Raw genomic sequence first — 24,196 nt, 5'->3', positions numbered from 1 at the left:
GCCGGCTGCGGTGCCCGCGCGGGGTATCGCAGCAGGCCAGCGGCGCCCGGTGTCGGCGGCTCCGGATAGCCTCCATGGGTGGCGACCCGCATCGAATCGCCCGAGCAGCTGAAGGCGCTGCTGGGCATCCCGTTCACCCCGGAGCAGACGGCGTGCATCGTCGCGCCGCTCGCCCCGGGCGTGATCGTGGCCGGTGCGGGCTCCGGCAAGACGACGGTGATGGCCGCCCGGGTGGTGTGGCTCGTCGGCACCGGCCAGGTCGCGCCCGAGCAGGTGCTGGGCCTGACCTTCACCAACAAGGCGGCCGGCGAGCTGGCCGAGCGCGTCCGCAGGGCGCTGGTCCGGGCGGGCGTGACGGACGGCGGCACGGACGGCAGGGACCCCGGCGGGCGCGAGCCGTACGACGCCGGGACGGAGGCGGCCGCCGAGCACCCCGGCGAGCCGCAGATCTCGACCTACCACGCCTTCGCCGGGCAGCTGCTCAAGGACCACGGCATGCGCATCGGCCTGGAGCCGACCGCCCGGCTGCTCGCCGACGCCACCCGCTACCAGCTGGCCGCGCAGGTGCTGCGGGCCGCCCCCGGACCCTACCCGGCGCTCACCAAGGGCCTGCCCACGCTCGTGGGGGATCTGCTGGCACTCGCCGGCGAGCTGTCCGAGCACCTGGTGCCGCCCGAGCGGCTGCGCGCGTACGACGAACAGCTCGCGGAGGAGCTGGCCGGCCTCGACCCGGAACGCCGCGGCTACGCCTGGGTCAGGGACGTCCGCCAGGCGGTGGCCGCCCGCCGTGACCTCGCCGGGCTGGCCGCCGCCTACCGCGAGGGCAAGCGGCAGCGCGACCTGCTGGACTTCGGCGACCAGATCGCCCTGTCGGCGACCCTCGCGCAGAGCCGCCCCGAGGTCGGCGCCGCGCTGCGCGAGCAGTACCGGGTGGTGCTGCTGGACGAGTACCAGGACACCTCCGTCGCCCAGCGGCTGCTGCTCGCCGGGCTCTTCGGCGGCGGCACCGGCCACGCCGTCACCGCGGTCGGCGACCCCTGCCAGGCCATCTACGGCTGGCGCGGTGCCAGTGTCGCCAACCTCGACGACTTCCCGGAGCACTTCCCGTACGCGGACGGGCGCCCCGCCGACCGCTACTCGCTCAGCGAGAACCGCCGCTCCGGCGGCCGGCTGCTGGACCTGGCCAACACCCTCGCCGCGGAGCTGCGCGCCCGCCACGAGGGCGTCGAGGCGCTGCGGCCCGCGCCCGGCGCCGAGCACGACGGGCTGGTGCGCTGCGCCCTGCTGCCCACCCAGGCGGACGAGACGGCCTGGGTCGCCGACTCCGTCGCCCATCTGGTGCGCACCGGCACGCCGCCCGGCGGCATCGCGGTGCTGTGCCGTACGGCCGCGCACTTCCCGCAGCTCCACGCGGCGCTGGTGGCCCGGGACGTGCCGGTCGAGGTCGTGGGCCTGTCCGGGCTGCTGCACCTGCCGGAGGTCGCCGACCTGGTGGCGGTGTGCGAGGTGCTGCACGACCCGACCGCCAACGCGTCGCTGGTGCGGCTGCTGACCGGCCCGCGCTGGCGGATCGGCCCGCGCGACCTGGCACTGCTCGGCCGCCGCGCCCGGCTGCTCGTCCGCCACGGCAGGGACACCGGGGACGGGCGGGACCGGCTGGCCGCCGCCGTGGAGGGCGTCGACCCGGCGGAGGTCGTGTCGCTCGCCGACGCGCTGGAGACCTTCGCCGACCTGTCCGGCACCGACGACGGCCTGCCCTTCTCCGCCGAGGCCCGGGTGCGCTTCGCGCGGCTCGCCGGCGAGATCCGCGAGCTGCGCCGCTCCCTCGCCGACCCGCTGATGGACGTGCTGCACCGGGTGCTGACCGTCACCGGCCTGGAGGTCGAGCTGTCGGCCTCCCCGCACGCCCTCGCCGCCCGCCGCCGCGAGACGCTCACCGGCTTCCTGGACGTCGCGGCGGGTTTCGCGGCCCTGGACGGCGAGGCCACGCTGCTGGCCTTCCTGGGCTTCCTGCACACCGCCGCCGAGTACGAGAAGGGCCTCGACAGCTCGCTGCCCGGCGGCGAGAACACCGTCAAGGTGCTGACGGCGCACAAGTCCAAGGGCCTGGAATGGGACGTGGTGGTGGTGCCGGGGCTCGTCGAGCGGGGCTTCCCGAGCACCCGGGGGCGCGAGCTGTGGCCGGTCAACGCCAAGGTGCTGCCGCACGCGCTGCGCGGCGACGCCGCCACGCTGCCCGACGTCACCGAGTGGACGCGTGCCGGGCTCGACGGCTTCCGGGAGGCCATGAAGGAGCACCAGCGCGTCGAGGAGCTGCGGCTCGGCTACGTCACCTTCACCCGGCCCCGGTCCCTGCTGCTCGGCTCGGGCCACTGGTGGGGGCCCACGCAGAAGTCCCCCTTCGGGCCCTCCGCCTTCCTCGACGCCCTGCGCGCGCACTGCGAGGCCGGGTACGGGGAGATCGAGGCCTGGGCCGACGAACCGGAGGAGGGCGCCGCCAACCCCGCCCTGGAGCAGACCGCCGAGCCCGCCTGGCCGCTGCCCCTGGACCCGCAGGCGCTGGAACGCCGCCGCCGCGCCGCCCGCCGGGTGCTCGCCTACGCGGCGCAGGAGGAGGCCGCGGAGCCGTACGGGCCGGGGGCCGCGTATCCGGGTGCGATCCCGGGCGCGCGCGCCGCGGACGGCTCCGGCGGCCCGGAGGACGGCGGCGGCGCGGACCGGGCGGACGGCGGGGACCCCGCGGAAGGGCTGGATCCGGCCGAGGCCCGGCTCGTCGCCTCCTGGGACCGCGACCTGGAGGCGCTCGCCGACGAGCTGCGCCGCTCCCGCGCCACCGTGCGGGACGTGCCGCTGCCCGCCACGCTCACCGCGAGCCAGCTCATGCTGCTGGCCACCGACCCCGACGAGCTGGCCCGCGAGCTGGCCCGCCCGCTGCCGCACCCGCCCGCGCCCGCGGCCCGCAGGGGCACGCGCTTCCACGCCTGGGTCGAGTCCCGCTTCGACGCCCGCCCGCTCTTCGGGCCCGAGGACCTGCCCGGCATCGAGTCAGGCGACGAGATCGCCGACGAGGCCGATCTGACGGCGCTCAAGGAGGCCTTCCTGCGCAGCCCCTACGCCGACCGCACCCCTTACCGCGTCGAGGCCCCGGTGCACCTCACGCTGGGCGGCCGGATCGTGCGCGGCCGGATCGACGCGGTGTACCGCGAGCCGGTGGAAGGCGGCGCGGCGGATCCGGAGCCGGACGCGTACACGTACGAGATCGTCGACTGGAAGACCGGCCGCGACCCGGCCGCGACCGCGGATCCGCTGCAGCTGGCGATCTACCGGCTGGCCTGGGCGGAGATGCTGGGAGTGCCGCCCGAGCGGGTGACGGCGGCGTTCCTGTTCGTGCGCAGCGGCCAGGTCGTGCGCCCGGCGGACCTGCCGGGCCGCACCGAGCTGGAGCGGCTGCTGGCCGGGGGCTGACCCGGGGGCGGGAGGCCGCCGGGAGGTCCCGTTCCGCGGACGCACGCCGAGCCGGGCTACGCTGCATGAGGCGCGCTCCGCCTCGGACGACGTGGCGTATCCGTACCGTCACCGGGAATTTCCCCCGCCGCCGGTGCTTGGCACCTGCGGGACGACAAGGTGGTGCGCCGGTGTACGTACCCACGCTCGACGGGGAGATGGAAACGACCTTGACCGGACTTGACGCGAAGGACCGCCCGCTCGCCCTCACCTACACGGGGGTGGACCGCGCGGCCCACCACCGCACGGACGAGGCCTGGCTCGCCGCGGCGTGGAGCCACCCGACGACCCGGGTCTTCGTGGTCTCCGGCGGGCAGGTGCTGGTCGAGGACGGCCCAGACGGCCGCACCGAACTGGTCATGACGCCGGCGTTCGACGCGCCGGAGACCGAGATGCACCGCTACTTCCTCGGTATCGACCCGGAGGGCGTGCGCTACTTCGCCCTCCAGAAGGACGCCCTGCCCGGCCGCATGGACGGCGCGGCACGGCCCGCCGGGCTGCGCGAGGTCGGCGGGCTGCTCTCGCCGCTGGAGGCCGGCCTCATGGTGCACGCCGTGGCGCTGGAGAACTGGCAGCGCATGCACCGTTTCTGCTCCCGCTGCGGCGAACGCACCGTCATCGCCGCCGCGGGCCACATCCGGCGCTGCCCCGCGTGCCTGACCGAGCACTACCCGCGCACCGACCCCGCCGTGATCATGCTCGTCACGGACGACCGGGACCGCGCGCTGCTGGGCCGCCAGCTGCACTGGCCGGAGGGCCGCTTCTCGACGCTGGCGGGCTTCGTGGAGCCCGGTGAGTCCATCGAGCAGGCGGTGCGGCGCGAGGTCGCCGAGGAGGTCGGCGTCACGGTGGGGGACGACGTCACCTACATGGCCAGCCAGCCGTGGCCCTTCCCGTCCAGCCTGATGCTCGGCTTCTTCGCGCGCGCCGTCTCCTCGGAGATCAATGTCGACGGCGAGGAGATCCACGAGGCCCGCTGGTTCTCCCGGGACGAGCTGCGCGCGGCCTTCGCCTCCGGCGAGGTGCTGCCGCCGTTCGGCATCTCGATCGCCGCCCGGCTCATCGAGCAGTGGTACGGCGCCCCGCTGCCCCGCCCGTGAGGGCGGGGGCGGGGCGGGCGGCAGCCGTGCCGGACGGGTGCCGGGTCAGACGCCCAGCGCCTGCTTGACCTGCGCCAGGCTCGGGTTCGTCATGACGACCTCGGCGGCGCCGGAGGCGGGGACGACCTGGACGGTCGGCACGGTCTGGTTGCCGCCGTTCGCCTCCTCGACGAATTTCGCCGACTCCGGGTGCTCCTCGATGTTGATCTCGGTGTAGGAGATGCCCTCGCGGTCCAGCTGCGACTTCAGGCGGCGGCAGTAGCCGCACCAGCTGGTGCTGTACATGGTCACGGTGCCCGGCATCGGTGTCGCTCCTCGTCGCGAGAGAATCTGGCACTCGGCTAACGCCCGGCGCCGGGCGGGCATTCCGGACCCGGCCCGGGCGGGACCTGTGGACAACTTTCCCGGGCTGTCCGCCGGACCTGGCACAGTGGCGGTGTGACTGCGACAACCCACGACACGCTCTTTCCCCCGGCGCCCGAGTCGGCGGACGCGGTGCTCGACGGCCTCGACCCCGAGCAGCGCGCCGTGGCGACGGCGCTGCGCGGCCCCGTGTGCGTGCTGGCCGGTGCCGGCACGGGCAAGACCCGGGCGATCACCCACCGGATCGCCTACGGGGTACGGGCCGGCATCCTCCAGCCGGCGAGCGTGCTCGCGGTCACCTTCACCGCGCGGGCGGCCGGCGAGATGCGCGGCCGGCTGCGGCAGCTCGGCGCGGGCGGCGTGCAGGCCCGCACCTTCCACTCCGCCGCCCTGCGCCAGCTCCAGTACTTCTGGCCGCGTGCGATCGGCGGCGAGATGCCCCGGCTGCTGGAGCGCAAGGTGCAGCTGGTCGCCGAGGCCGGCGCGCGCAGCCGCATCCGGCTGGATCGCAACGAGCTGCGTGACGTCACCAGCGAGATCGAGTGGTGCAAGGTCACCCAGACGGTGCCCGAGGACTACCCGGCGGTCGCCGCCAAGACGGGGCGGGACGTGCCGCGCGACCCGGCCGAGGTCGCCCGCATCTACGCCACGTACGAGCAGCTCAAGCGCGATCGCGGCATGATCGACTTCGAGGACGTGCTGCTGCTGACGGTCGGGGTGCTCCAGGACCGGCCGGACGTCGCCGACACCGTCCGGTCCCAGTACCAGCACTTCGTGGTGGACGAGTACCAGGACGTCAGCCCCCTCCAGCAGCGCCTGCTGGACCTGTGGCTCGGCGGCCGGGAGAACCTGTGCGTGGTCGGCGACGCCTCGCAGACCATCTACTCCTTCACCGGCGCCACCCCGGAGTATCTGCTCGGCTTCCGCTCCCGCTACCCGGACGCCACCGTCGTCAAGCTGGTGCGGGACTACCGCTCCACGCCCCAGGTCGTCGCCCTGGCCAACGGGCTGCTCGGCCAGGCCCGCGGCCAGGCGGCGGCGCACCGCCTGGAACTGGTCTCGCAGCGCGAGGCAGGCCCCGAGCCCGTCTACACCGAGTACGCCGACGAGCCCGCCGAGGCCGCGGGGGCCGCCCGGCGGATCCGCGAGCTGATGGACTCCGGGGTGCGGGCCAGCGAGATCGCGGTGCTCTTCCGGATCAACGCCCAGTCCGAGGTCTACGAGCAGGCGCTCGCCGACGCGGGGGTGCCCTACCAGCTGCGCGGCGCCGAGCGCTTCTTCGAGCGGCCCGAGGTGCGCGAGGCCGGCATGCTGCTGCGCGGCGCCGCCCGCGCGTCCGCCGACCCGGAGGAGGCCGCGGCGGGCGTGGCGGACCAGGTGCGGGCGGTGCTCAGCTCCCGCGGCTGGGCCTCGGAGCCGCCCGCCGGCTCGGGCGCGGTGCGGGACCGGTGGGAGTCGCTGGCCGCGCTGGTGCGGCTCGCGGAGGACTTCGCGGCCGCCCGCCCGGAAGCGGTGCTCGCCGACTTCGTGGCCGAGCTGGACGAGCGGGCGGGCGCGCAGCACGCCCCGACGGTGGAGGGCGTCACGCTCGCCTCGCTGCACGCGGCCAAGGGCCTGGAGTGGGACGCCGTCTTCGTCGTGGGCCTGACGGAGGGCACCCTGCCCATCACCTACGCCAAGACCGACGAGCAGGTCGAGGAGGAACGCCGGCTGCTGTACGTCGGCGTCACCCGGGCCCGCGAGCACCTGTCGCTGTCCTGGGCGCTGTCCCGCTCGCCCGGCGGCCGCGGCACCCGCAAACCTTCCCGCTTCCTGGACGGGCTGCGGCCCGGCTCCGCGCCGCGCGGCGCGCGGACCGCGGCCGCCGGAGCCGGAGGGGTGGAGCGCGGCTCCGGCGGGCGCAAGCGGCGCGGCCCGGTGCTGTGCCGGGTGTGCGGCCGGACGCTGTCGGACGCCCGCGAGATCAAGCTGATGCGCTGCGAGGACTGCCCGTCGGATCTCGACGAGGAGCTGTTCGAGCGGCTGCGCGCCTGGCGTTCGGAGCAGGCCAGGACGCTCGGCCAGCCGGCCTACTGCGTCTTCACCGACCGCACGCTGCTGGCGATCGCCGAGGTCAGGCCGGAGGACGCCGGGGCCCTCGCGGTGATTCCCGGGGTCGGCGCCCGCAAGCTCGACAGGTTCGGGGCGGACGTGCTCGCCCTGTGCGCGGGCCAGGCCCCGGAGCAGGTCGCCGCGCCGGCCCAGGAGCAGGTCACAGGGGTCCCGCAGGAATCTTCCGAGGAATCCGAAGAAGGAGCCGAAAAATAGTTTGCGCATCCCGCGGAGGTCCCCATAGCCTTCACGAGCGCGGTTGAGAACGGCTCTTCCAAGAGCCGGTCCGATCGTGATGTAATACGCAAGAACGGTCCATCAGCCTTACGAGACGCCGAGAGGAGGCGAGCCAGATGTCCACGCAGATTCTGATCACGAAACTGACCGATCGTCCGGTCGCCGCCAACGTTCTCGGCATGCCCTCGGTTGCCACGGGTCTGATGTGCTCCGCGCTCCTCGCGGCCGTTCCGGCTGCCCGGCTGCGCAGCGAGCGACCGACCGAGGCGTCCGCGGTAGCGGCAGCGCAGGCGAAGGCGTATGCCTTCGGCTTCGCGGCGGCAGCAGCGGGCGCCGGCACCCGGACCGTCATCGGCGCAGCAGCAGGCGCCCATGGCTTCGGCAACGGACAGCAGAAGACGCAGCAGAACGGCAAGTGGGCCTTCCGCGGGCTCGAACCCTGGAGTGATCCAGCCTGACATCGCATCAGGTCGGCACCTTCAGGGCCGCGGAATCCCAGACCGGGATCCGCGGCCCTTCTGTTTTCCGCCCGCGGACGGACGATTCCGGCCGCGGACAGACAGACACAACAGCACACCGGCCGACCGGCCGGCCCGAAAGACGAGGAACGAACACACCGTGCACACCGCCCAGCACGCACCGTCCGGACCCGCCCCCGACCTGAGCCGCCCGCCCGCACACCCCCCGGAGACCACCTTGCTGCCCCTGACCGAGCTCGACGACGAGATCGAGCGCCTCGGCGTCCCCGTCCCGTGCCGCACCTACGACCCGGAGGTCTTCTTCGCCGAGTCGCCGGCCGACGTGGAGTACGCGAAGTCCCTCTGCCAGACCTGTCCGGTCCGCGAGGCCTGTCTCGCCGGTGCCAAGGACCGCCGCGAGCCCTGGGGTGTCTGGGGCGGCGAGCTGTTCATCCAGGGCATCGTCGTGCCCCGCAAGCGTCCGCGCGGCCGTCCGCGCAAGAACGCGGTTGCGGCATGAACACGCGCAGGCTCACCACTCCGGGGACGATCGACCGTCCCGCCACCCACGACCCGATGAATCAGGCCCCGATGACACCCAGCCGCCTCAAACAGACCGCTCGTACCTCCGACGCGATGGCGTCGCACCAGAACAGGAACCACCACATGCAACTCATGCCCGAAGCCCTGGCCCGTGCCCATATGCAACAGAGGATGTCGGAGGCCGAGCAAGAACGCAGGGCCTCCCACGTGCTGGCCGCCCGGCGGCTCCAGCGGCGCGCCGAGCGCGCCTCGCTGCGGGCCCGGCGGGCGCTGGCCCTGGCCGTGATGCAGTAACGGCCGCACCGCCCGGCACACCGGCGGGCGGCGCCGCGCTGCGGCGCCGCCCGGGCACGACCAGCAGGAACGCAACCGACACCTGACGACCCCGCGGGGCCGGTCCAAAAGGACCGGCCCCGCGGTGCGTTATACCGACGAACAGCACGCGGGCGGAGGTATCGTCGCCCGGTGGATCACACGAACGACCGGACCACCACCTGCGCGCGCTGCGGGGCCACGCGCGAGGGCCTTCCGCTGACCTGGACCTGCTCCGTCGAGAACGGCCGCCGCGTCTACTTCTGCGACGACTGCGCCCGCCGCCATCTGCGCAGCATCGAGAGCCGGCTCGACTCCTCCTGGTGGTGAGGGGACCCCTGGAAAGCACCCGCCGCCCGCGGGCCCTCACCCGGAGGCGGTGTCCCCGTCCGCGCCGGCATCCCCGTCCTCCCCGGGGTCGAAGCCCGGCAGCCACTCCCGGAGCTCCTCCCGCAGCCGCACCGTGGCACCCAGCTGGCACAGCACGCCCACGGTGCTCAGCGTCACCCGGTGGATCAGCAGATACGACGGCGGCAGGTTCAGCTGCTTGCCCAACTGGTGTGCGGGGGAGCGGGGATCGGCGATCCTGGCCGCCTGCGCGCGCATCCACGCCCGGTCGAAGGAGAACTCCTCGCGGCCGGCGGGCTCGATGATCGGCTTGAGGTAGTCCAGCACCGCGTCCGAGTCGAGCGTGATCGTCGGCTTGACGAAGCCCTCCTCGCGCAGCATCGCGTGCACCTGCTCCGCCTCGCCCTCCAGGGCGAGCCGCAGCGCGGTCCCGATCGGCAGCGGCAGGCCGTCCGGCAGCCGGTCGACCGTGCCGAAGTCCAGCACGCCCAGCCGCCAGCCCGACACCGGGCCCTCGTCCGTGAGCAGCCGGAAGTTGCCCGGGTGCGGATCGGCGTGCAGCAGTCCCGTGCGGGCCGGGCCCGCGAAGAGGAAGTGCGCCAGCAGCTGGCCCGCCCGGTCGCGCATCTCCGGGCTGCCCCCGGAGATCACCTCGGACAGCGGCACCCCGTCCATCCACTCGGTGACCAGCACCTGATCGGCCTGGTGCACCACGTCCGGCACCACCACGTCCGGATCCCCCGCGAACTCCACCGCGTGGGTGTGCTGCGCCTGCGCCTCCAGGGCGTAGTCCAGCTCCTCCGCGACCCGCTCGCGCAGCTCGGCCAGCAGCGGCTTGACGTCCATACCCGGCACGAGCGGTCCGAACAGCCGCGCCACCCTGCCCAGTTGCGACAGGTCCGAGAGCAGGGCCACGCCCGCGCCCGGATACTGCACCTTCACGGCGACCTTGCGTCCGTCACCCCACACCGCGCGGTGCACCTGCCCGATGGAGGCGGCGGCGGCCGGGGTGTCCTCGAACTCGGCGAACAGCGACCGCCAGTCCGCTCCCATCCGCTCGGCCAGCACCCGGTGCACGGTGCGGGCCGGCAGCGGCGGGGCCGCCTCCTGGAGCTTGGTCAGTGCCGCGCGGTAGGGGCTCGCGACGTCCTCGGGAAGCGCCGACTCGAAGACCGACAGGGCCTGGCCGAACTTCATGGCCCCGCCCTTCAGCTCGCCCAGCACCTTGAACAACTGCTCCGCGGTGCGCTCCTGCAGCTCGACGGCCACCTCGTCGGCCGGCCTGCCCCCGAGCCGCTTTCCGAGCCCGAGCGTGGCCCGCCCGGCGAATCCCAGGGGCAGGGCAGCCAGCTTCGCGGTGCGGGTCACAGCCTTGCGCGGAAGATCGGACATGCGCGCCTCATTTCGCGTCGGTCACCTCGCCAATTGTGCCTGGCCGCGCCGCCTGCCCGGTCAAGAGCCGGTCAGGATACGTCCGCCGTCACTCTGCGTGCTCACTCGCCCAGACTGCCGTATCCGGCCGCCTCGCCGCACGGGTTATCCACAGGGTGTGGGGAATAGTCGTTCAATATGCGTAAGAAGCGAGGTGATTCCCTTGGCAACCGGCCTGGAGACGGGACTTCCCGGACGGGCAGCAGGTACGGTCGACAGCGTGTCCGCCGACCCAGCGCGCGATGATCTCGCCAGCCAGCCCGCCCGCGGCCACCGGACGAGCACGGTGGAAGTGCGCCGCAGCGCCCGGCGAAGGCGGACCGTGTCCGCCTACCGCGACGGCGACCGCACCGTCGTGCTGATCCCGGCCCGCATGTCGGCTGCCGAGGAGCAGCGCTGGGTGACGGTGATGCTGGAGAAGCTGGCCGCGCAGGAGAGCCGCCGCACCCCCGGGGACGCGGAGCTGGCCGCCCGCGCGGAGCGGCTCTCCGGACAGTACCTCAGCGGACGCGCCGTGCCCGACACGGTGCGCTGGGTCACCAACCAGAACTCCCGGTGGGGCTCGTGCACGCCGTCGGAGGGCACCATCCGGCTCTCGCACCGGCTGCGGGGCATGCCCGAGTACGTCATCGACTACGTGCTCCTGCACGAGCTGGCACATCTGCTCGTCCCCGGCCACGGCCCGGCCTTCTGGAAGCTGCTGGAGAGCTACCCGCGCACCGAGCGGGCCCGCGGCTTCCTGGAAGGGGTCGCGGACCGCGAGGCCAGGGGCGCCCGGGACGGGGAGGACGGCCTCCGGACGCCGAAGGCCATGGGGGAATAGCCGCTGCCGGTGCGACCGGTTAGCCTGTCGCAACGCACACGCACGCCAGACGGGATGGGGGCCGGTCGATCCATGGCCAGGGAATTCCAGCGCGGCCACAAGGCCAAGATCAGCGATCTGACCGCGGGTACGGACCTCTACGTCGGCGTCTCGATCGCCGCCCCGGGCCTGACCTTCGACATCAGCTGCTTCGGCCTGGACGCCAAGGAAGAGCTGTCGGACGACCGCTACTTCATCTTCTTCAACCAGCCGAAGTCGCCCGAGGAGTCGATCCAGCTGCTCGGCCCGCAGTCCGGCGACACCGAGTCCTTCCGGGTCACGCTCGACCGCATACCCCCCTCGGTGCACAGGCTCAGCTTCACCGCGACGATCGACGGCGACGGCCAGATGTCGCAGATCGGCCCCGGCTACCTGCGGCTCGTCGCGGGCGGCGAGGAGGTCGTGCGGTACTCGTTCACCGGCGCGGAGTTCTCCACCGAGCGCGCCGTGATGCTCGCCGACATCTACCTCAAGGACGTGTGGCGCTTCGCCGCGGTCGGCCAGGGCTTCGACGGCGGTCTCGCCGCGCTGCTGCAGAACTTCGGCGGCGAGGTCGCCGAGGAGCAGCCGGCCGCGCCCGCGCCCTCCGCGGCCCCCGGCTTCGCCCCGCCCGCCGCCGCGTCCGCCCCCGCCCCGGGCTTCGCCCCGCCCCCGGCGCCCCCCGCCCCGGCCCCGGCTCCGGCGCCCCCGGCCTTCGGTACTCCGCCGCCCGCCCCGGCTCCGGCGCCCCCGGCCTTCGGCACCCCGCCCGGCGACGTCCACCAGGCGCCCACCATGGTCGCCCCGCTCGGCCAGCCCGCCGCACCGCCCTTCGGCCAGGTGCCGCCCCCCGGCCCCACGCCCGGCATGCCCGGCGCCTTCCCGGGCCAGCCCGCGCCGCCCGGCCCCCCGGGGTACGCCCAGCCCCCCGGCCCGCCCGCCGGATACGGCCAGCAGCCCCCGCCCGGATACGCGCAGCCCCCCCTCGGCGGCCAGCCGCCCGCCTTCGGCCGGCCTCCGGCCGCCGGGTACGGCCAGCCGCCCGTCCCCGCGCAGGGCGCGGGCCTGGCGGTCGCCATGCAGAAGTACCGTGAGCTGCCCACGGGCCAGCGCTGGACGGCCCAGAACCCGAAGATGATGCGTGCCGACCTCGCCCAGAGCGGCGGTCAGGCCGTCCTCGCCCGGCAGGGCAGCATGGTGCTCTACCAGGGCAAGGTGGACTTCGCCTACAAGGGCGCGGGCTTCACCGGCCGGATCGTCGGCAACATGACGGGCCAGGAGATGCAGCTCATGCGCTGCACCGGCAACGGCCAGGTCTTCTTCGCCGAGAACGCCGCCTACCTGCACCCGATCGAGCTGCAGAACGACGCCATCTGCGTCTCCGCGGAGAACGTGCTGGCCTTCGACGAGGGCCTCCAGCACGAGGTGCGCCGGATCGAGGGCCACGGCATCCCCGGCGGCGCGCTGTTCACCATGCTCTTCCAGGGGACGGGCACGGTCGTCGTCAAGACCCACGGCACCCCGGTGGTGCTGCCCGTCACCCCGACCACCTACGCCGACAGCAACGCCATCGTGGCGTGGTCGGCGGGTGCCCAGGTGATCGTCTCCAGCCAGGTGCGGCTGCGCAGGAGCGCCTACCCCGGCCACAGCGGCGAGACCGTGAACCTCCAGTTCCGCGGCGCTCCCGGCAATTTCATCGTCGTCCAGCCCTACGAGGTGTGACCCGCCATGGACCAGCAGATGATCGCGGGCTTCGCACCCACCCCGGTCGCGGCCCGGATGGAGAACCACGGCTCCCACATGCTCAGGGTCGCCATGGTGACCGGCCAGGACCTCTTCGCGCGCACCGGCTCGATGGTCGCCTACGAGGGCTTCGTGCAGTACGAGCCGAATCCCCCGGCGGTGCGGCAGATGGCCTCGGCGTGGCTGACGGGTGAGGGCGCACCCCTCATGAAGTGCAGCGGCGACGGCCTGCTCTACCTGGCCGACTACGGCGCCGACGTGGTGTGCCTGAACCTGAACAACGAGTCGGTGTCGGTCAACGGCACCAACCTGCTCGCCTTCGACGCCCATCTGAGCTGGGGCGTCGAGCGGGTCAAGGGCCTGGCCAAATTCGCCGGGCAGGGCCTGTTCAACGTCGGCGTGTCCGGCAGCGGCTGGGTGGCGGTCACCTCCCGCGGCACCCCGATCGTGGTCGACTGCGGCCGCGGCGAGGACGAGACGTACGTGGACCCGGACGCGCTGGTGGCCTGGTCGTCCGGCCTGAAGATGAAGGCCAAGCGGAGCTTCAGGGCCGGCTCGCTCATCGGGCGGGGCAGCGGGGAGGCCTTCCAGATCGCCTTCTCCGGGCAGGGCTTCGTGGTGGTACAGCCGAGCGAGGACAGCACCGACCGCCTGCGGGCGCGGGGCTGAGGGGGAGCGACACGTCATGCAGAGTCCGCTGTTCGCGTACACCGAGGTCCAGAACCAGGACCACTACAGCCTGCAGAACCCGTACCTGCTGCGGGTGCGCCTCGACGGCAGCACCGGGCCCGACTGCCTGGCCCGCAAGGGCTCGATGGTCGCCTACCAGGGGATGATCGAGTTCGACGGCGAATACCAGTCGCACCAGCAGCGCGGCGCCCGCCACCGTACGGGCGAGGGGCTGGACCTGATGCGCTGCTCCGGACAGGGCACCGTCTACCTGGCCAACCTGGCGCAGCACATCCACATCCTCGACGTCGACCGCGACGGCCTGACGGTGGACAGCGCCTACGTCCTCGCCCTCGACTCCGGCCTGCACTGGGACGTCATCGCGGTGGACAGCCAGTTCGGCCTGTCCGGCACGGGCCAGTACAACCTCAACATCGCGGGCAGCGGCAAGGTCGCCCTCATGACCTCGGGCAAGCCGCTGCTGATGCAGGTCACCCCGGACACGTACGTGTCGTGCGACGCGGACGCCGTCGTCGCCTGGTCCAGCAGCCTGCGGGTCCAGATGCAGGCCCAGACGAGCAGCAGTTCGGTGTGGCGGCGCCGCGGCAGCACGGGCGAGGGCTGGGAGCTCAACTTCGTCGGGCAGGGCTACGTCCTGGTGCAGCCCAGCGAGCAGATGCCGCCGCAGCACGCCGAGATCGGCAGCGGGCTGCGCGCCCAGTACGGCGTGGGCCAGCAGGGCGCCCGCGGGCAGAACGCCGGCAACATCTGGTCGAACTGAGGGCCCGGTTAGAGCTCAGGAAAGGCCGGGAGGGCCGGGGGCGCATGTCGTCCCCCGGCCCTCCGGCACGCTCACAGCAGCGCGCGGGTCTCCGCCAGCAGTGTCCGCACCGAGGTGTCGGCGACGTCCGCCACCTCGTCGTAGCCGAACCACCGCAGGTCGAGCGACTCGTCGCTCATGACCGGCAGGGCGTCCTCCGGGGCGAGCGCCGCGTACTGCACGTCCAGGTGCCACGCGCAGGGCGTCAGGTGCCGGTCCAGCCGCACGGGCTGCGGTGCCAGCAGCCGCAGGCCGGGGAGTCCCGACTCCTCGGTGGCCTCGCGCAGCGCGGCCTGCGCGAGCGCGGTGTCCTCGGGCTCGCAGTGGCCGCCCATCTGGAGCCACATCCGGAGCGTGGCGTGCAGCGTCAGCAGCACCCGCTCCCGCGGCGGGTCCACGACGAGCGCGCTCGCGGTGATGTGCCCGGCCGAGCACGGCTTCCACAGTCCCTCGTCGCCGCGCGCCGCCAGATGCGCCAGGTAGTCCTTGCGCAGCACGTCCTGCTCGGCGGAGGGCGCCTGCCAGCCCTCCAGGACGCCGACGGCGTCCGCGTACAGTGCGCTCACTTGCTGCTGTCGCCCTTCGCCGGGCCGTCCGCGGGACCGCCGCCGTCCCCGCCGTCGTCCTCGGCGCTGTCGGCGCTTTCTTCGTCGCCGGTGCTGCCGGTGCTGCCGGTGCTGCCGGTGTCGCCGGAGGCCTGCGGGCCCGCGGCCTCGCCCAGCATCCGGTCCAGCTCGGAGAAGTCGATGTCGAGGTTCTCGCGGTGCACGAAGCCGTCGGGGTCGTCGAGGTCCCCGGCCGTCGGCAGCATGTCCGGGTGCGCCCACAGGCCGTCCCGCCCGTCGACCCCGCGCGCGTCCGTGAGCGACGCCCACAGCCGGGAGGCGTCCCGCAGCCGGCGCGGCCGCAGCTCCAGGCCGATCAGCGTCGCGAAGGTCTGCTCGGCGGGCCCGCCGGTCGCCCGGCGGCGGCGCAGCGTCTCGCGCAGCGCGCCCGCGGACGGCAGGTGCGGGGCCGCGGCGGCGTGCACCACCGCGTCCACCCAGCCCTCGACGAGCGCGAGCGCCGTCTCCAGCCGGGCGAGCGCCGCCTTCTGCTCCGGGGTGTCCTCGGGCTGCAGCATGCCGCCCTGCAGGGCCTCCTGGAGCTGCTCGGGCTGCGTCGGGTCGAGCTGGCCGATCGCCTCCTCCAGCCGCGCGGTGTCGACCTTGATGCCCCGCGCGTAGCCCTCGACGGCGCCGAACAGATGGGCCCGGAGCCACGGCACGTGTGCGAAGAGCCGCTGGTGGGCGGCCTCGCGCAGGGCGAGGTAGAGCCGCACCTCCTCCATCGGCACGCCGAGCCCGGCGCCGAACGCCGCCGCGTTGGCCGGCAGCAGCGCGGCCTTGCCCGCGGGGCCGAGCGGCAGCCCGATGTCGGTGGAGCCGACGACCTCGCCGGCCAGCGTGCCGAGCGCCTGCCCGATCTGGGAGCCGAACATCGCGCCGCCCATCGAGCGCATCATGCCGAGCAGCGGCCCGGTCATGGCCTGCATCTCCTCGGGCATCACGTCGCCCATGGCGCCCGCGACGCGCTCGGCGACCGGGTCCACCAGGTCCTTCCACACCGGGAGCGTGGCCTCGACCCACTCCGCGCGGCTCCAGGCCACCGCGCTGCCGGCGCCCGAGGGAAGCGACGTCACCCCGTCCAGCCACAGATCCGCCAGCCGCACCGCCTCCTCGACCCACGCGCGGTCGGCGCGGCCCACCGAGGAGTCCTTGGTGCCGTCCGCCGTGCCCTGGGCGACGGTCTGCCGGGCGATGTCCCGCGCCATGTCCCAGTTCACCGGGCCGCCGTCGTAGGAGAGCATCTGGCCGAGCTGCTGGAAGGCGGCGCCCAGGTCGCCCGGGTTCATCGCGCCGAACCCCGGGAACATCGCCGCGAAGGGATTCTCGCCCCCGGCGCCGAAGGGACCGCCCCCGAAGGGGCCGCCGCCTCCGAAACCGAACGGATTCGCCGCGCCGCCGCCGCCTCCGGCGGCACCGCCCTCCCCGCCGCCCTTGTGCTGCTTGCCTTCGTCGCCGTCCTCGGGCTCCTCCGGAGGGACGCCGAATCCGAATGGGATGTCGCTCACGGGATTCCTCGGATCTGTGTCGTGGTGGGCTGTCGTGGTCGGCCGGGTGTGATGGGCTGTACCTCCAAGCCTAGACACCTGTCCGGCAGGATGGCTGCGTGCGTGGCGGGTACGGGCCGCGTACGCAAGGCCGCGTACGTAACTGAGACAACCGTGGGAGACACCCGGTGAGTTCCCCAGATGGACACGTTCGCCCAGAGCGGAGCGCCGCCCGGAACGGCGCGGGGCCGGTGGTCGCGATCACCGGTGCCGCGTCCGGCGTCGGGCTGGCGCTGGCCCGCCGCCTGACCGAGTCCGACGAGGTCAGGAAGGTGGTGGCGATCGACGAGCGGCGCGGGGAGGTGCCGGAGGCGGTCTGGCGGGTGCTCGACGTGCGCGATCCGGCCGTCGCCGACCGGCTGCGCGGCGCGGACGTGGTGGTGCACCTCGCGGTGGACCTCGACCTCGAGTCCGACCCCAGGGCCCGCTCGGCCTTCAACGTGCGCGGTACCCAGACCGTGCTCACGGCCGCCGCGGCGGCCGGGGTGCGCCGGGTCGTGCTGTGCACCTCGGCGATGGTCTACGGGGCCCAGGCCGACAACGACGTGCCGCTCGCCGAGGACGCGCCGCTGCGGGCGACGTCCGAGGCCAGCTTCGTCGACGACCTGCTGGAGATCGAGCGGCTGGGCCGCCGCGCCCCCCGCGCGCACCCCGGCCTGAACGTCACGATCCTGCGCCCCGCGGTGCTCGTCGGCGGCACGGACACCGCCCTGACGCGGTATTTCGAGTCGCCGCGGCTGCTGGTCGTCGCGGGCAGCCGCCCCTGCTGGCAGTTCTGCCACGTCGAGGACCTGGTGTCGGCACTGGAGCACGCCGTGCTGGAGAAGGTCGAGGGGGAGATGGCCGTCGGCTGCGACGGCTGGCTGGAGCAGGAGGAGGTCGAGGAGCTGAGCGGCATCCGGCGCATGGAGCTGCCGCCGGCCATCGCCTTCGGCGCCGCCTCCCGGCTGCACCGGCTGGGGCTGACGCCCTCGCCCGCGGGCGACCTCGCCTACACCATGCACCCGTGGGTGGTCAGCGGCAGCCGGCTGCACGAGTCGGGCTGGCGGCCGCGGTGGACCAACGAGGAGGTGCTCGCCGAGCTGCTCAAGGAGGTCGCGGGCCGCAATTCCGTCGCCGGGCGGCGGCTGGGCCGCAAGGACGCCACCACGCTGGGAGCGGCGGGCGCCACGGTCGCGCTGGTCGGCACGGCGGCGCTGGTCCGCCGGGCGCGCAGGCGGCGCGGCATCTGAACGGGCCGGGGGCGGGCAGGAGGCGGGAGGCCGAGGACACACCGCAGGCGCCTTTCCGCGGCGCGGGAGGATGAGGAACTATGGCCCGTATGACCTCCACCGCCCCCACCGGGCCGATCCGGCTGCTGGCCGTCCGTGACACCCCGCTGTCGCTGGACGAGGTCTTCGCGGCGGTCGGCGACGACGCGGCGGGCGGCACGACGCTCTTCGTCGGGACGGTGCGCGACCACGACGGCGGCTCCCGCGCGGCCGTGACCGGCCTCGCGTACACCGCCCACCCCTCCGCCGAGGACGCGCTGCGGCAGGTCGCGGAGAAGGTCGCGGCGGACTTCCCGGTCACCGCGCTCGCGGCCGTCCACCGGGTGGGCGAGCTGCGGGTCGGCGACCTCGCGGTGATCGTGGCGGTGTCCTGCCCGCACCGCGGTGAGGCCTTCGCGGCCAGCCGCCGGCTCATCGACGACCTCAAGAGCCAGGTGCCCATCTGGAAGCGGCAGGTCTTCGCCGACGGCACCGAGGAGTGGGTCGGCGTCTGAGCCGCCCCCGCGCCGCCGTGCGGACGGGTGCGCTGCCAGGGGGAATTCCGGTTGCGTAACCCCGCGCCCCGGCCGAGCGTTGACCTGGCAGGTCGTTAATCTGCTCATAGGTCGGTTATGACGCTTTTCGTCATGCGTCGGGTCGGGAGTTCACCGTGGCGGCACTTGCGTGGTTGGTCATCCCCCTGTTCGGCGTGCTGGTCGCCGTGGTCTGGGCCCGCTGGGCCGCCCGCGGCCGTACCCACGCCGACGGTGCGTCGCTGGCCGGATACGAGCGCTTCCGCACGGCCATGCAGCCCGGTGAGCGGCCGCCGCTGAAGGTCAACAAGGGCGAGACGGACGAGACCGACGCCGAGCCCGTCTGAGGCCCGTACGGGCGTCGTGCCGGGGCGGTACGCGGCCTGCCGGCGCGCCGTGCGGGGCCTGGCCGGCGGCCGCCCGCCGGCTACCCTTCCGGGCTCACCCGGGGGGCCGGACCGCGCACCGGTCCCGTACTGTCGTTCCATGCCCAGTCGTACCGCGACGCTGATCACCTCGACGCTCACGCTGATAGCGCTGCTCGGCGTCGCGCTGCTCGTCCCGACGCCCTACTCCGAGATGTCCCCCGGCCCCACCGTGAACACCCTGGGGACGTACGGCGGCGACACCGTGATCCAGATCTCGGGGCGCAAGACCTATCCCGCGGACGGGCACCTGAACATGACCACGGTCCGGGTCACCGGTGCCGATTACCGCATGAACCTGGTCGAGTCGGTCTTCGGCTGGCTGCGGCACGACGACAAGGTCGTCGAGCACGACACGCTCTACCCCAAGGGCCAGACGGCCGAGCAGGCCGACCAGCAGAACGCCGAGGAGTTCACGCAGTCGCAGGACAGCGCCAAGGTGGCGGCGCTGAAGCAGCTGCACATCCCGGTGCCCTCCCGTGTCGTGGTGGCCGCGGTGGTCAGCGGCGGCGCCTCGCAGGGTGTGCTGCACGCCGGCGACGTGATCAAGGCCGTCGACGGCACCGCGGTCGAGCAGCCCGACGACGTCGCGACGCTGGTCACCAGGCACAAGCCGGGCGAGCCGGTGGTCTTCACGGTCGTCCCCGCCGCGCAGGCCAAGGGCAAGAAGGTGGACGCCGTGCCCGGCAGGAAGATCACCATCACCACCCGGCAGTCGGCCGACACCGGTCCGAAGCGGGCCGTGGTCGGCATCCAGGCCGGTGTCGAGCACCTCTTCCCGTTCAGCATCGACATCAAGCTCGCGGACGTCGGCGGCCCGAGTGCGGGCACCATGTTCGCGCTGGGCATCATCGACAAGCTGACCCCGGGCAGCATGACCGGCGGCCACTTCGTGGCGGGCACGGGCACGATCGACGACGACGGCACCGTCGGGCCGATCGGCGGCATCAGCCTCAAGACGATCGGCGCCCGCAACAAGGGCGCCCAGTACTTCCTGACGCCCGCCGACAACTGCGGCGAGGCCGCCAAGGACATCCCCGGCGGCCTCACCCTGGTCAAGATCACGACCCTGGGCGACGCGGTGAAGGCGCTGGCGGACATCAAGTCCGGCGACACCGCGGCACTGCCCAGCTGCACGAAGGGCTGACGCCGCCCGGCGGCCGGCGCGCCCCCTACGCCTCGAAGGTCGCCGCCAGCGCGTCGGCCAGCCCCGGCACCAGTCCGCCGCCGGTCAGCACCTCGGACGGGGTGTCCTTGGACCGCAGCCGCACCGCCGACTCGCGGGCGCCGTCCCGCAGCACCGCGACCGTCATCCGCACCTCCTGCCGCTCCGGGTGCGCGGCCACCCAGGCGGACAGCGACGCGTCGTCCATGCCCTTCGGGATCGCCGCCTCGGCGGAGGGCGGCAGCATCAGCCGCTCCACCGTCAGGGCGCAGCCGGTGATCACGTCGGGCCAGGCGATGGTGGCGAGGAACTCGTCGAGGGGCGCGCCCTCCGGCAGCTCGTCCTGCTCGATCGGGGTGAGCGCCCCCGCCGCTGCGGCCTCCTCCTCGCCGGCCAGGCCGAGCTGTTCGGCGAGCGTGGGCTCCTGGGACCTCAGCCGGGCGGTGTCGACGAGGGCGAACAGCCGGGCGGGCTGGTCCCAGCCGAGCCCCGAGGCGTAGGCGTCGATCTCCAGGACGGCACGGGTCAGCGGGTTCGCCGCGAGCGGCGTTCCTTCGGTCGCGTTGTTGGACATGGTGCGTATCCTCCCCCTTCCCCTGCCGGAATCGGGAACCGGCCAAAGCGTGGTGAAGTTGCATGTGTGGGAGTCCGACCCGGGACCAGCGGACAAAAGCCGACATTCGCCACTATTCGAGGTGCGCAACCCTTGGTATTCCAGATGCCCGACCGCGGCGGCGCGGGGGCGGCAGGGCGCAGCAGAGGGCCCGGGCGCCATTCCCGCGCGGCCGTCGCGCTCATCCTCGTCCTCGGTGTCCTCGCCGTGCTGATGACCGGGCTCGTCGTCGTCTCGGGCCTGTGGACGGATCTGCTCTGGTACCGATCGGTGCACTACTCGTCGGTCTTCTCCACCATGACCCGCACCAAGGCCGCGCTCTTCGCCGGCTTCGGCCTGCTGATGGCCCTCGGTGTCGGCCTGAACATGTACCTGGCCCACCGGCTGCGCCCGCCGCTGAGCGCCATGTCCAGCGAGGAGCTGAGCCTGGACCGCTACCGGATGGGCCTGGCGCCCTACCGGGCGTGGGCGCTCGCCGGGATCTGCGGGGCGCTCGGGATCGTCGCGGGCAGCGCTGCGGCCGGCCAGTGGCGCTCCTGGCTGCTGATGGCGCACTCGACGCCCTTCCACACCAGGGACCCGCAGTTCCACAAGGACGTGTCCTTCTACACCTTCCAGCTGCCCTGCTACCGCTTCCTCGTCGGCTTCGGCTTCGCCCTCGTGGTGCTCTCCCTCGTCGGCGCCGTGGTCGTGCACTACCTGTACGGCGGGATCCGCTTCACCTCGCCCGGCGCGCGCGTGACCGGGGCGGCCACCGCGCACCTGGCGGTCCTGCTCGGCCTGTTCGTCTCCCTCAAGGCGGCCGCCTACTGGCTGGACCGCTACAGCCTCGCCGTGCGCTCCGGCGGCCACCGCGGCGTCCGCGGCTGGACGGGCCTGCGGTACGTCGACGCCAACGCCTACCTGCCCGCCAAGACGATCCTCTTCTTCATCGCGGTGATCTGCGCGCTGCTCTTCTTCGCCACCGCGTGGCGGCGCACCTGGACGCTGCCGGCGGTCGGCTTCGGCCTGATGGTGTTCTCGGCGATCCTGATCGGCGGGCTCTACCCGGCCGTCATGCAGAAGTTCCAGGTGCTGCCGCACGAAGCCGCCAAGGAGGCGCCGTACGTCCAGGAGAACCTGGACGCCACCCGCGCCGCGTACGGCCTGGCGGACGCCCGGGTCACGCAGTACCCCGGCACGTCCGCCGCCCCGCAGGCGCCCGGCGCGGACGGCAGCCTGCGCCAGGAGGCCGAGGACGCGGCGAGCCCCACGGTGCTGGACCCCACGGTCGTCTCGCCCGCCTTCCAGGCACTGCAGCGCGGCAGCTCCTCCTACGAGTTCCCCTCCACGCTGGACGTCGACCGCTACCGGGACGGCGGCACCAGCAAGGACACCGTCGTCGGCGTCCGGGAGCTGAACAGCGACGGCATACCGCACGGCGACTGGACCGACGACCACCTCGTCTACACCCACGGCTACGGCGTCGTCACCGCGGACGGCAGCACCACCAGCAGCGACGGCACCCCCGTCTTCGGCGGCCAGGACATGAGCACCCTCGGCCCGTCCGGCGACTACCAGCGGCGGATCTACTTCGGCGAGCAGACCCGGCAGTACGCCATCGTCGGCGGCGGCACCCCCGAGCACGACGGGACGGACGGCGCCAAGGGCGGCGGGACGACGTACCGGGGCAAGGGCGGTGTCAGTCTGAGCAATCCGCTGACCCGCGCCGCGTACGCGATCAGCCTCGGCGAGCCCCGCATCCTCTCCTCCGACGCCATCGGCAAGAAGTCGAGGATCCTCTACAACCGCACGCCCAAGGAGCGCGTCGCGGCGGTCGCGCCCTGGCTGACGATCGACGGCGACGCCTACCCGACGGTCGTGGGCGGCAAGGTGCTGTGGGTCGTGGACGGCTACACCACGAGCGACGACTACCCGTACGCCACCCGCACCACCCTCGGCGACGCGACGGCCGACTCGCTCACCGACAGCCGCCGCCAGGTCCTCACCGGCCAGGACCAGGTCAACTACATCCGCAACTCGGTCAAGGCCACGGTCGACGCCTACGACGGCACGGTCACCCTCTACCAGTGGGACGAGCAGGACCCGGTGCTGAGGACCTGGATGAAGGCCTTCCCGCACACCGTCAGGCCCAAAGCGGACATCCCCGCCGGCCTGCTGCCCCACCTGCGCTACCCGCAGGACCTGTTCAAGGTGCAGCGTGCGATGCTCACCACCTACCACGTCACCAGGGCCGCGGACTTCGGCGCGCCCGGCCAGGTGTGGGACGTGCCGGACGACCCGGCGGCCAAGGCCGGCAAGGCGGTGCCGCCGTACTACCTGGACCTGCGGATGCCCCGGCAGAGCGCCAAGACCTACTCGCTCACCAGCACCTTCACCCCCGCCGAGGGCGGGAGCACGAGCGCCTTCATGGCCGTCGACGCCGATGCCACCAGCTCCGGCTACGGCACGATCCGGCTGCTGCGGATATCCGCCGGCTCCGGCCCGGGCGGCCCGGCCGCCGTCCAGTCGGCGATCGACGCCGCGGGCCGCTCCGCCCCGGCCGCCAACGGGCTCGAACGCGCCGGCAAGGCCCCCACGGTCGTCCACGGCAACCTGCTGACCATCCCGCTGGACCGCGGGCTGCTGTACGTCGAGCCGGTCTACGCGCGTGCCGCCGGGGAGGACTTCCCGAAACTGAGCGGCGTCGCGGCGGTCTACGGCGACCGCACGAGCTACCGGCCGACGCTGGCCGAGGCCCTCGACGACCTGCTCGGCCCGGCCGCGGCCGGGAACGCGACGAAGGACGCCACCAGGAACGCCGCCAAGGAACCCGGCACGCCCGGCGCGGACCCCGACGCCTCCCTCGGCCAGGCGCTGGCCGACGCGCGGCAGGCCTACAGCGACCGGCAGGGCGCCGAGCGCAGGGGCGACCGGGCCGCCTACGACGCCGCGCAGCGGCGGCTGGACGCGGCGCTGGAGGCGGCGCGGACGGCGGAGAAGGCCACGGCGACCCCCCAGGCGTTGCCGTCCCCCGGCTCCCCGCCGGCGTCGGCGCCGCCCGCACCGGCCCCCGTGCCGACCGCCGGGGGCGGTGACTGAACCCGGCGGCGTCCGTACCGTGATACTGTGAACACACAACGACGCGGGGTGGAGCAGCTCGGTAGCTCGCTGGGCTCATAACCCAGAGGTCGCAGGTTCAAATCCTGTCCCCGCTACAAGACGAGACCCCTCCGGCTTCCGGCCGGAGGGGTCTCGGTGCGTGTGCGGCCGTACGTGGTCCCCGGTGCCGCCGGAGAAGGGGACGGGGCGGGTCTCGGGCCCGCCCGCAGGTCCCCCCTGGGGGTGAGCACGCAGCGTGACGCCCGGTCACGCGGAGGTCGTGCGCTCTGCTAGATTGCCGGGTGCCGATCGACGCGGGGCGGAGCTGCCCGGCGGCCCGCCGGGCCCGTGGGGCCTGGCAGCTGCGGGTTTGCCGCCGGTCCCTGCTGTGGAATCAAGTAGGCCCGAAGTCAAGCGACTTCGGGCCTCTTCGCTTGTTCGAGTGAATCCGGGGAAGGGGAGTTTTGTGTGACGTCATGTCGGGAAGTCGACAAAACGCTGTAGAGACCGGCGGGTT

21 protein-coding genes and 1 tRNA gene are annotated in these 24,196 nt (G+C 73.6%); 17 read left to right on the top strand and 5 right to left on the bottom strand.

Annotated features, from left to right (window positions below; translation table 11 throughout):
• Nucleotides 1-78 precede the first annotated feature (78 nt).
• Complete coding sequence (locus ACH4SE_RS27200) at nucleotides 79-3,465, top strand: ATP-dependent DNA helicase (protein ID WP_398546109.1); 3,387 nt, start codon at nucleotides 79-81, stop codon at nucleotides 3,463-3,465.
• A gap of 197 nt (nucleotides 3,466-3,662) precedes the next feature.
• Nucleotides 3,663-4,604: an NAD(+) diphosphatase gene (gene nudC / locus ACH4SE_RS27195; RefSeq protein WP_398546201.1), complete on the top strand. Its 942-nt coding sequence runs from the start codon at nucleotides 3,663-3,665 to the stop codon at nucleotides 4,602-4,604.
• A 45-nt stretch (nucleotides 4,605-4,649) separates the two neighbouring features.
• On the opposite strand, the gene ACH4SE_RS27190 is transcribed toward nudC, so the two are convergent.
• Nucleotides 4,650-4,907, bottom strand: a complete 258-nt coding sequence (locus ACH4SE_RS27190; RefSeq protein WP_398546108.1) for a mycoredoxin — start codon at nucleotides 4,905-4,907, stop codon at nucleotides 4,650-4,652.
• Between the two features lie 135 nt (nucleotides 4,908-5,042).
• On the opposite strand from ACH4SE_RS27190, the gene ACH4SE_RS27185 reads away from it, so the two are divergent.
• From ACH4SE_RS27185 to ACH4SE_RS27165, 5 genes are all read left to right on the top strand, one after another.
• Nucleotides 5,043-7,274 carry an ATP-dependent DNA helicase UvrD2 gene (locus tag ACH4SE_RS27185; RefSeq protein ID WP_398546107.1) on the top strand — a complete coding sequence of 744 codons (2,232 nt, stop codon included), beginning with the start codon at nucleotides 5,043-5,045 and terminating at the stop codon, nucleotides 7,272-7,274.
• A gap of 137 nt (nucleotides 7,275-7,411) precedes the next feature.
• The gene (locus ACH4SE_RS27180) at nucleotides 7,412-7,753 is read left to right on the top strand and encodes a hypothetical protein (protein WP_398546106.1); all 342 of its coding nucleotides are present in this window, start codon (nucleotides 7,412-7,414) and stop codon (nucleotides 7,751-7,753) included.
• A 160-nt stretch (nucleotides 7,754-7,913) separates the two neighbouring features.
• Complete coding sequence (locus ACH4SE_RS27175; RefSeq protein WP_398546105.1) at nucleotides 7,914-8,273, top strand: WhiB family transcriptional regulator; 360 nt, start codon at nucleotides 7,914-7,916, stop codon at nucleotides 8,271-8,273.
• Entirely contained in the window at nucleotides 8,270-8,590 is a 321-nt protein-coding gene (locus ACH4SE_RS27170) for a hypothetical protein (RefSeq protein ID WP_398546104.1), read from the top strand. The genes ACH4SE_RS27175 and ACH4SE_RS27170 overlap by 4 nt, the downstream gene beginning before the upstream one ends.
• A gap of 171 nt (nucleotides 8,591-8,761) precedes the next feature.
• Nucleotides 8,762-8,938 carry a hypothetical protein gene (locus tag ACH4SE_RS27165; protein ID WP_398546103.1) on the top strand — a complete coding sequence of 59 codons (177 nt, stop codon included), beginning with the start codon at nucleotides 8,762-8,764 and terminating at the stop codon, nucleotides 8,936-8,938.
• 36 nt (nucleotides 8,939-8,974) lie between these two features.
• Here the strand turns inward: ACH4SE_RS27165 and ACH4SE_RS27160 are convergent, their stop codons facing one another.
• The gene (locus ACH4SE_RS27160) at nucleotides 8,975-10,348 is read right to left on the bottom strand and encodes an ABC1 kinase family protein (RefSeq protein ID WP_398546102.1); all 1,374 of its coding nucleotides are present in this window, start codon (nucleotides 10,346-10,348) and stop codon (nucleotides 8,975-8,977) included.
• A 259-nt stretch (nucleotides 10,349-10,607) separates the two neighbouring features.
• On the opposite strand from ACH4SE_RS27160, the gene ACH4SE_RS27155 reads away from it, so the two are divergent.
• The 4 genes from ACH4SE_RS27155 to ACH4SE_RS27140 all read left to right on the top strand — a co-directional run bounded on the left by ACH4SE_RS27155 (nucleotide 10,608) and on the right by ACH4SE_RS27140 (nucleotide 14,421).
• The gene (locus ACH4SE_RS27155; RefSeq protein ID WP_398546101.1) at nucleotides 10,608-11,210 is read left to right on the top strand and encodes a M48 family metallopeptidase; all 603 of its coding nucleotides are present in this window, start codon (nucleotides 10,608-10,610) and stop codon (nucleotides 11,208-11,210) included.
• A gap of 72 nt (nucleotides 11,211-11,282) precedes the next feature.
• The gene (locus tag ACH4SE_RS27150) at nucleotides 11,283-12,950 is read left to right on the top strand and encodes a TerD family protein (protein ID WP_398546100.1); all 1,668 of its coding nucleotides are present in this window, start codon (nucleotides 11,283-11,285) and stop codon (nucleotides 12,948-12,950) included.
• Between the two features lie 6 nt (nucleotides 12,951-12,956).
• The gene (locus ACH4SE_RS27145; RefSeq protein ID WP_398546099.1) at nucleotides 12,957-13,640 is read left to right on the top strand and encodes an AIM24 family protein; all 684 of its coding nucleotides are present in this window, start codon (nucleotides 12,957-12,959) and stop codon (nucleotides 13,638-13,640) included.
• A 16-nt stretch (nucleotides 13,641-13,656) separates the two neighbouring features.
• Complete coding sequence (locus ACH4SE_RS27140; RefSeq protein ID WP_398546098.1) at nucleotides 13,657-14,421, top strand: AIM24 family protein; 765 nt, start codon at nucleotides 13,657-13,659, stop codon at nucleotides 14,419-14,421.
• 71 nt (nucleotides 14,422-14,492) lie between these two features.
• On the opposite strand, the gene ACH4SE_RS27135 is transcribed toward ACH4SE_RS27140, so the two are convergent.
• Nucleotides 14,493-15,026 (bottom strand): NUDIX hydrolase, encoded by a 534-nt coding sequence (locus ACH4SE_RS27135; protein ID WP_398546097.1) that lies wholly within the window; start codon nucleotides 15,024-15,026, stop codon nucleotides 14,493-14,495.
• Nucleotides 15,023-16,573 (bottom strand): zinc-dependent metalloprotease, encoded by a 1,551-nt coding sequence (locus ACH4SE_RS27130; protein ID WP_398546096.1) that lies wholly within the window; start codon nucleotides 16,571-16,573, stop codon nucleotides 15,023-15,025. Before ACH4SE_RS27130 ends, ACH4SE_RS27135 begins: the two co-directional genes overlap by 4 nt.
• Before the next feature lie 167 nt (nucleotides 16,574-16,740).
• Here ACH4SE_RS27130 and ACH4SE_RS27125 point away from each other — a divergent pair, with 167 nt between their 5' ends.
• The 4 genes from ACH4SE_RS27125 to ACH4SE_RS27110 all read left to right on the top strand — a co-directional run bounded on the left by ACH4SE_RS27125 (nucleotide 16,741) and on the right by ACH4SE_RS27110 (nucleotide 19,967).
• Nucleotides 16,741-17,844, top strand: coding sequence for an SDR family oxidoreductase (locus ACH4SE_RS27125; protein WP_398546095.1), 1,104 nt, complete (start codon nucleotides 16,741-16,743; stop codon nucleotides 17,842-17,844).
• An 89-nt stretch (nucleotides 17,845-17,933) separates the two neighbouring features.
• Entirely contained in the window at nucleotides 17,934-18,377 is a 444-nt protein-coding gene (locus tag ACH4SE_RS27120) for a molybdenum cofactor biosynthesis protein MoaE (protein ID WP_398546094.1), read from the top strand.
• Between the two features lie 155 nt (nucleotides 18,378-18,532).
• Nucleotides 18,533-18,742 (top strand): hypothetical protein, encoded by a 210-nt coding sequence (locus tag ACH4SE_RS27115; protein ID WP_398546093.1) that lies wholly within the window; start codon nucleotides 18,533-18,535, stop codon nucleotides 18,740-18,742.
• Between the two features lie 139 nt (nucleotides 18,743-18,881).
• On the top strand, nucleotides 18,882-19,967 hold the full coding sequence (locus tag ACH4SE_RS27110; protein ID WP_398546092.1) for a PDZ domain-containing protein: 1,086 nt from the start codon (nucleotides 18,882-18,884) through the stop codon (nucleotides 19,965-19,967).
• Nucleotides 19,968-19,992: 25 nt separating this feature from the next.
• On the opposite strand, the gene ACH4SE_RS27105 is transcribed toward ACH4SE_RS27110, so the two are convergent.
• Nucleotides 19,993-20,559, bottom strand: a complete 567-nt coding sequence (locus tag ACH4SE_RS27105; RefSeq protein ID WP_398546091.1) for a PPA1309 family protein — start codon at nucleotides 20,557-20,559, stop codon at nucleotides 19,993-19,995.
• A 144-nt stretch (nucleotides 20,560-20,703) separates the two neighbouring features.
• On the opposite strand from ACH4SE_RS27105, the gene ACH4SE_RS27100 reads away from it, so the two are divergent.
• Together ACH4SE_RS27100 and ACH4SE_RS27095 are read left to right on the top strand one after the other, a co-directional pair.
• Nucleotides 20,704-23,679, top strand: a complete 2,976-nt coding sequence (locus ACH4SE_RS27100; RefSeq protein ID WP_398546200.1) for a UPF0182 family protein — start codon at nucleotides 20,704-20,706, stop codon at nucleotides 23,677-23,679.
• A gap of 42 nt (nucleotides 23,680-23,721) precedes the next feature.
• A tRNA-Met gene (locus ACH4SE_RS27095) sits at nucleotides 23,722-23,795 on the top strand.
• Nucleotides 23,796-24,196: the final 401 nt, after the last annotated feature.

It is taken from the genome of Streptomyces sp. NPDC020983, assembly GCF_044333485.1.
In the GTDB taxonomy this organism is placed as follows: Bacteria; Actinomycetota; Actinomycetes; order Streptomycetales; family Streptomycetaceae; genus Actinacidiphila.
Note: the sequence above shows the minus strand (reverse complement) of the source record. Positions and strands in the feature narration are given on the sequence as shown.

Bases quoted from the DNA above. Each gene is read 5' to 3' on its own strand.
- ACH4SE_RS27120 (WP_398546094.1), top strand. From the start codon at position 17,934: ATGACCTCCACCGCCCCCACCGGGCCGATCCGGCTGCTGGCCGTCCGT.
- ACH4SE_RS27190 (WP_398546108.1), bottom strand. From the start codon at position 4,907: ATGCCGGGCACCGTGACCATGTACAGCACCAGCTGGTGCGGCTACTGC.
- ACH4SE_RS27105 (WP_398546091.1), bottom strand. From the start codon at position 20,559: ATGTCCAACAACGCGACCGAAGGAACGCCGCTCGCGGCGAACCCGCTG.
- nudC (WP_398546201.1), top strand. From the start codon at position 3,663: ATGGAAACGACCTTGACCGGACTTGACGCGAAGGACCGCCCGCTCGCC.
- ACH4SE_RS27145 (WP_398546099.1), top strand. From the start codon at position 12,957: ATGGACCAGCAGATGATCGCGGGCTTCGCACCCACCCCGGTCGCGGCC.
- ACH4SE_RS27160 (WP_398546102.1), bottom strand. From the start codon at position 10,348: ATGTCCGATCTTCCGCGCAAGGCTGTGACCCGCACCGCGAAGCTGGCT.
- ACH4SE_RS27180 (WP_398546106.1), top strand. From the start codon at position 7,412: ATGTCCACGCAGATTCTGATCACGAAACTGACCGATCGTCCGGTCGCC.
- ACH4SE_RS27110 (WP_398546092.1), top strand. From the start codon at position 18,882: ATGCCCAGTCGTACCGCGACGCTGATCACCTCGACGCTCACGCTGATA.
- ACH4SE_RS27150 (WP_398546100.1), top strand. From the start codon at position 11,283: ATGGCCAGGGAATTCCAGCGCGGCCACAAGGCCAAGATCAGCGATCTG.
- ACH4SE_RS27170 (WP_398546104.1), top strand. From the start codon at position 8,270: ATGAACACGCGCAGGCTCACCACTCCGGGGACGATCGACCGTCCCGCC.
- ACH4SE_RS27100 (WP_398546200.1), top strand. From the start codon at position 20,704: ATGCCCGACCGCGGCGGCGCGGGGGCGGCAGGGCGCAGCAGAGGGCCC.
- ACH4SE_RS27140 (WP_398546098.1), top strand. From the start codon at position 13,657: ATGCAGAGTCCGCTGTTCGCGTACACCGAGGTCCAGAACCAGGACCAC.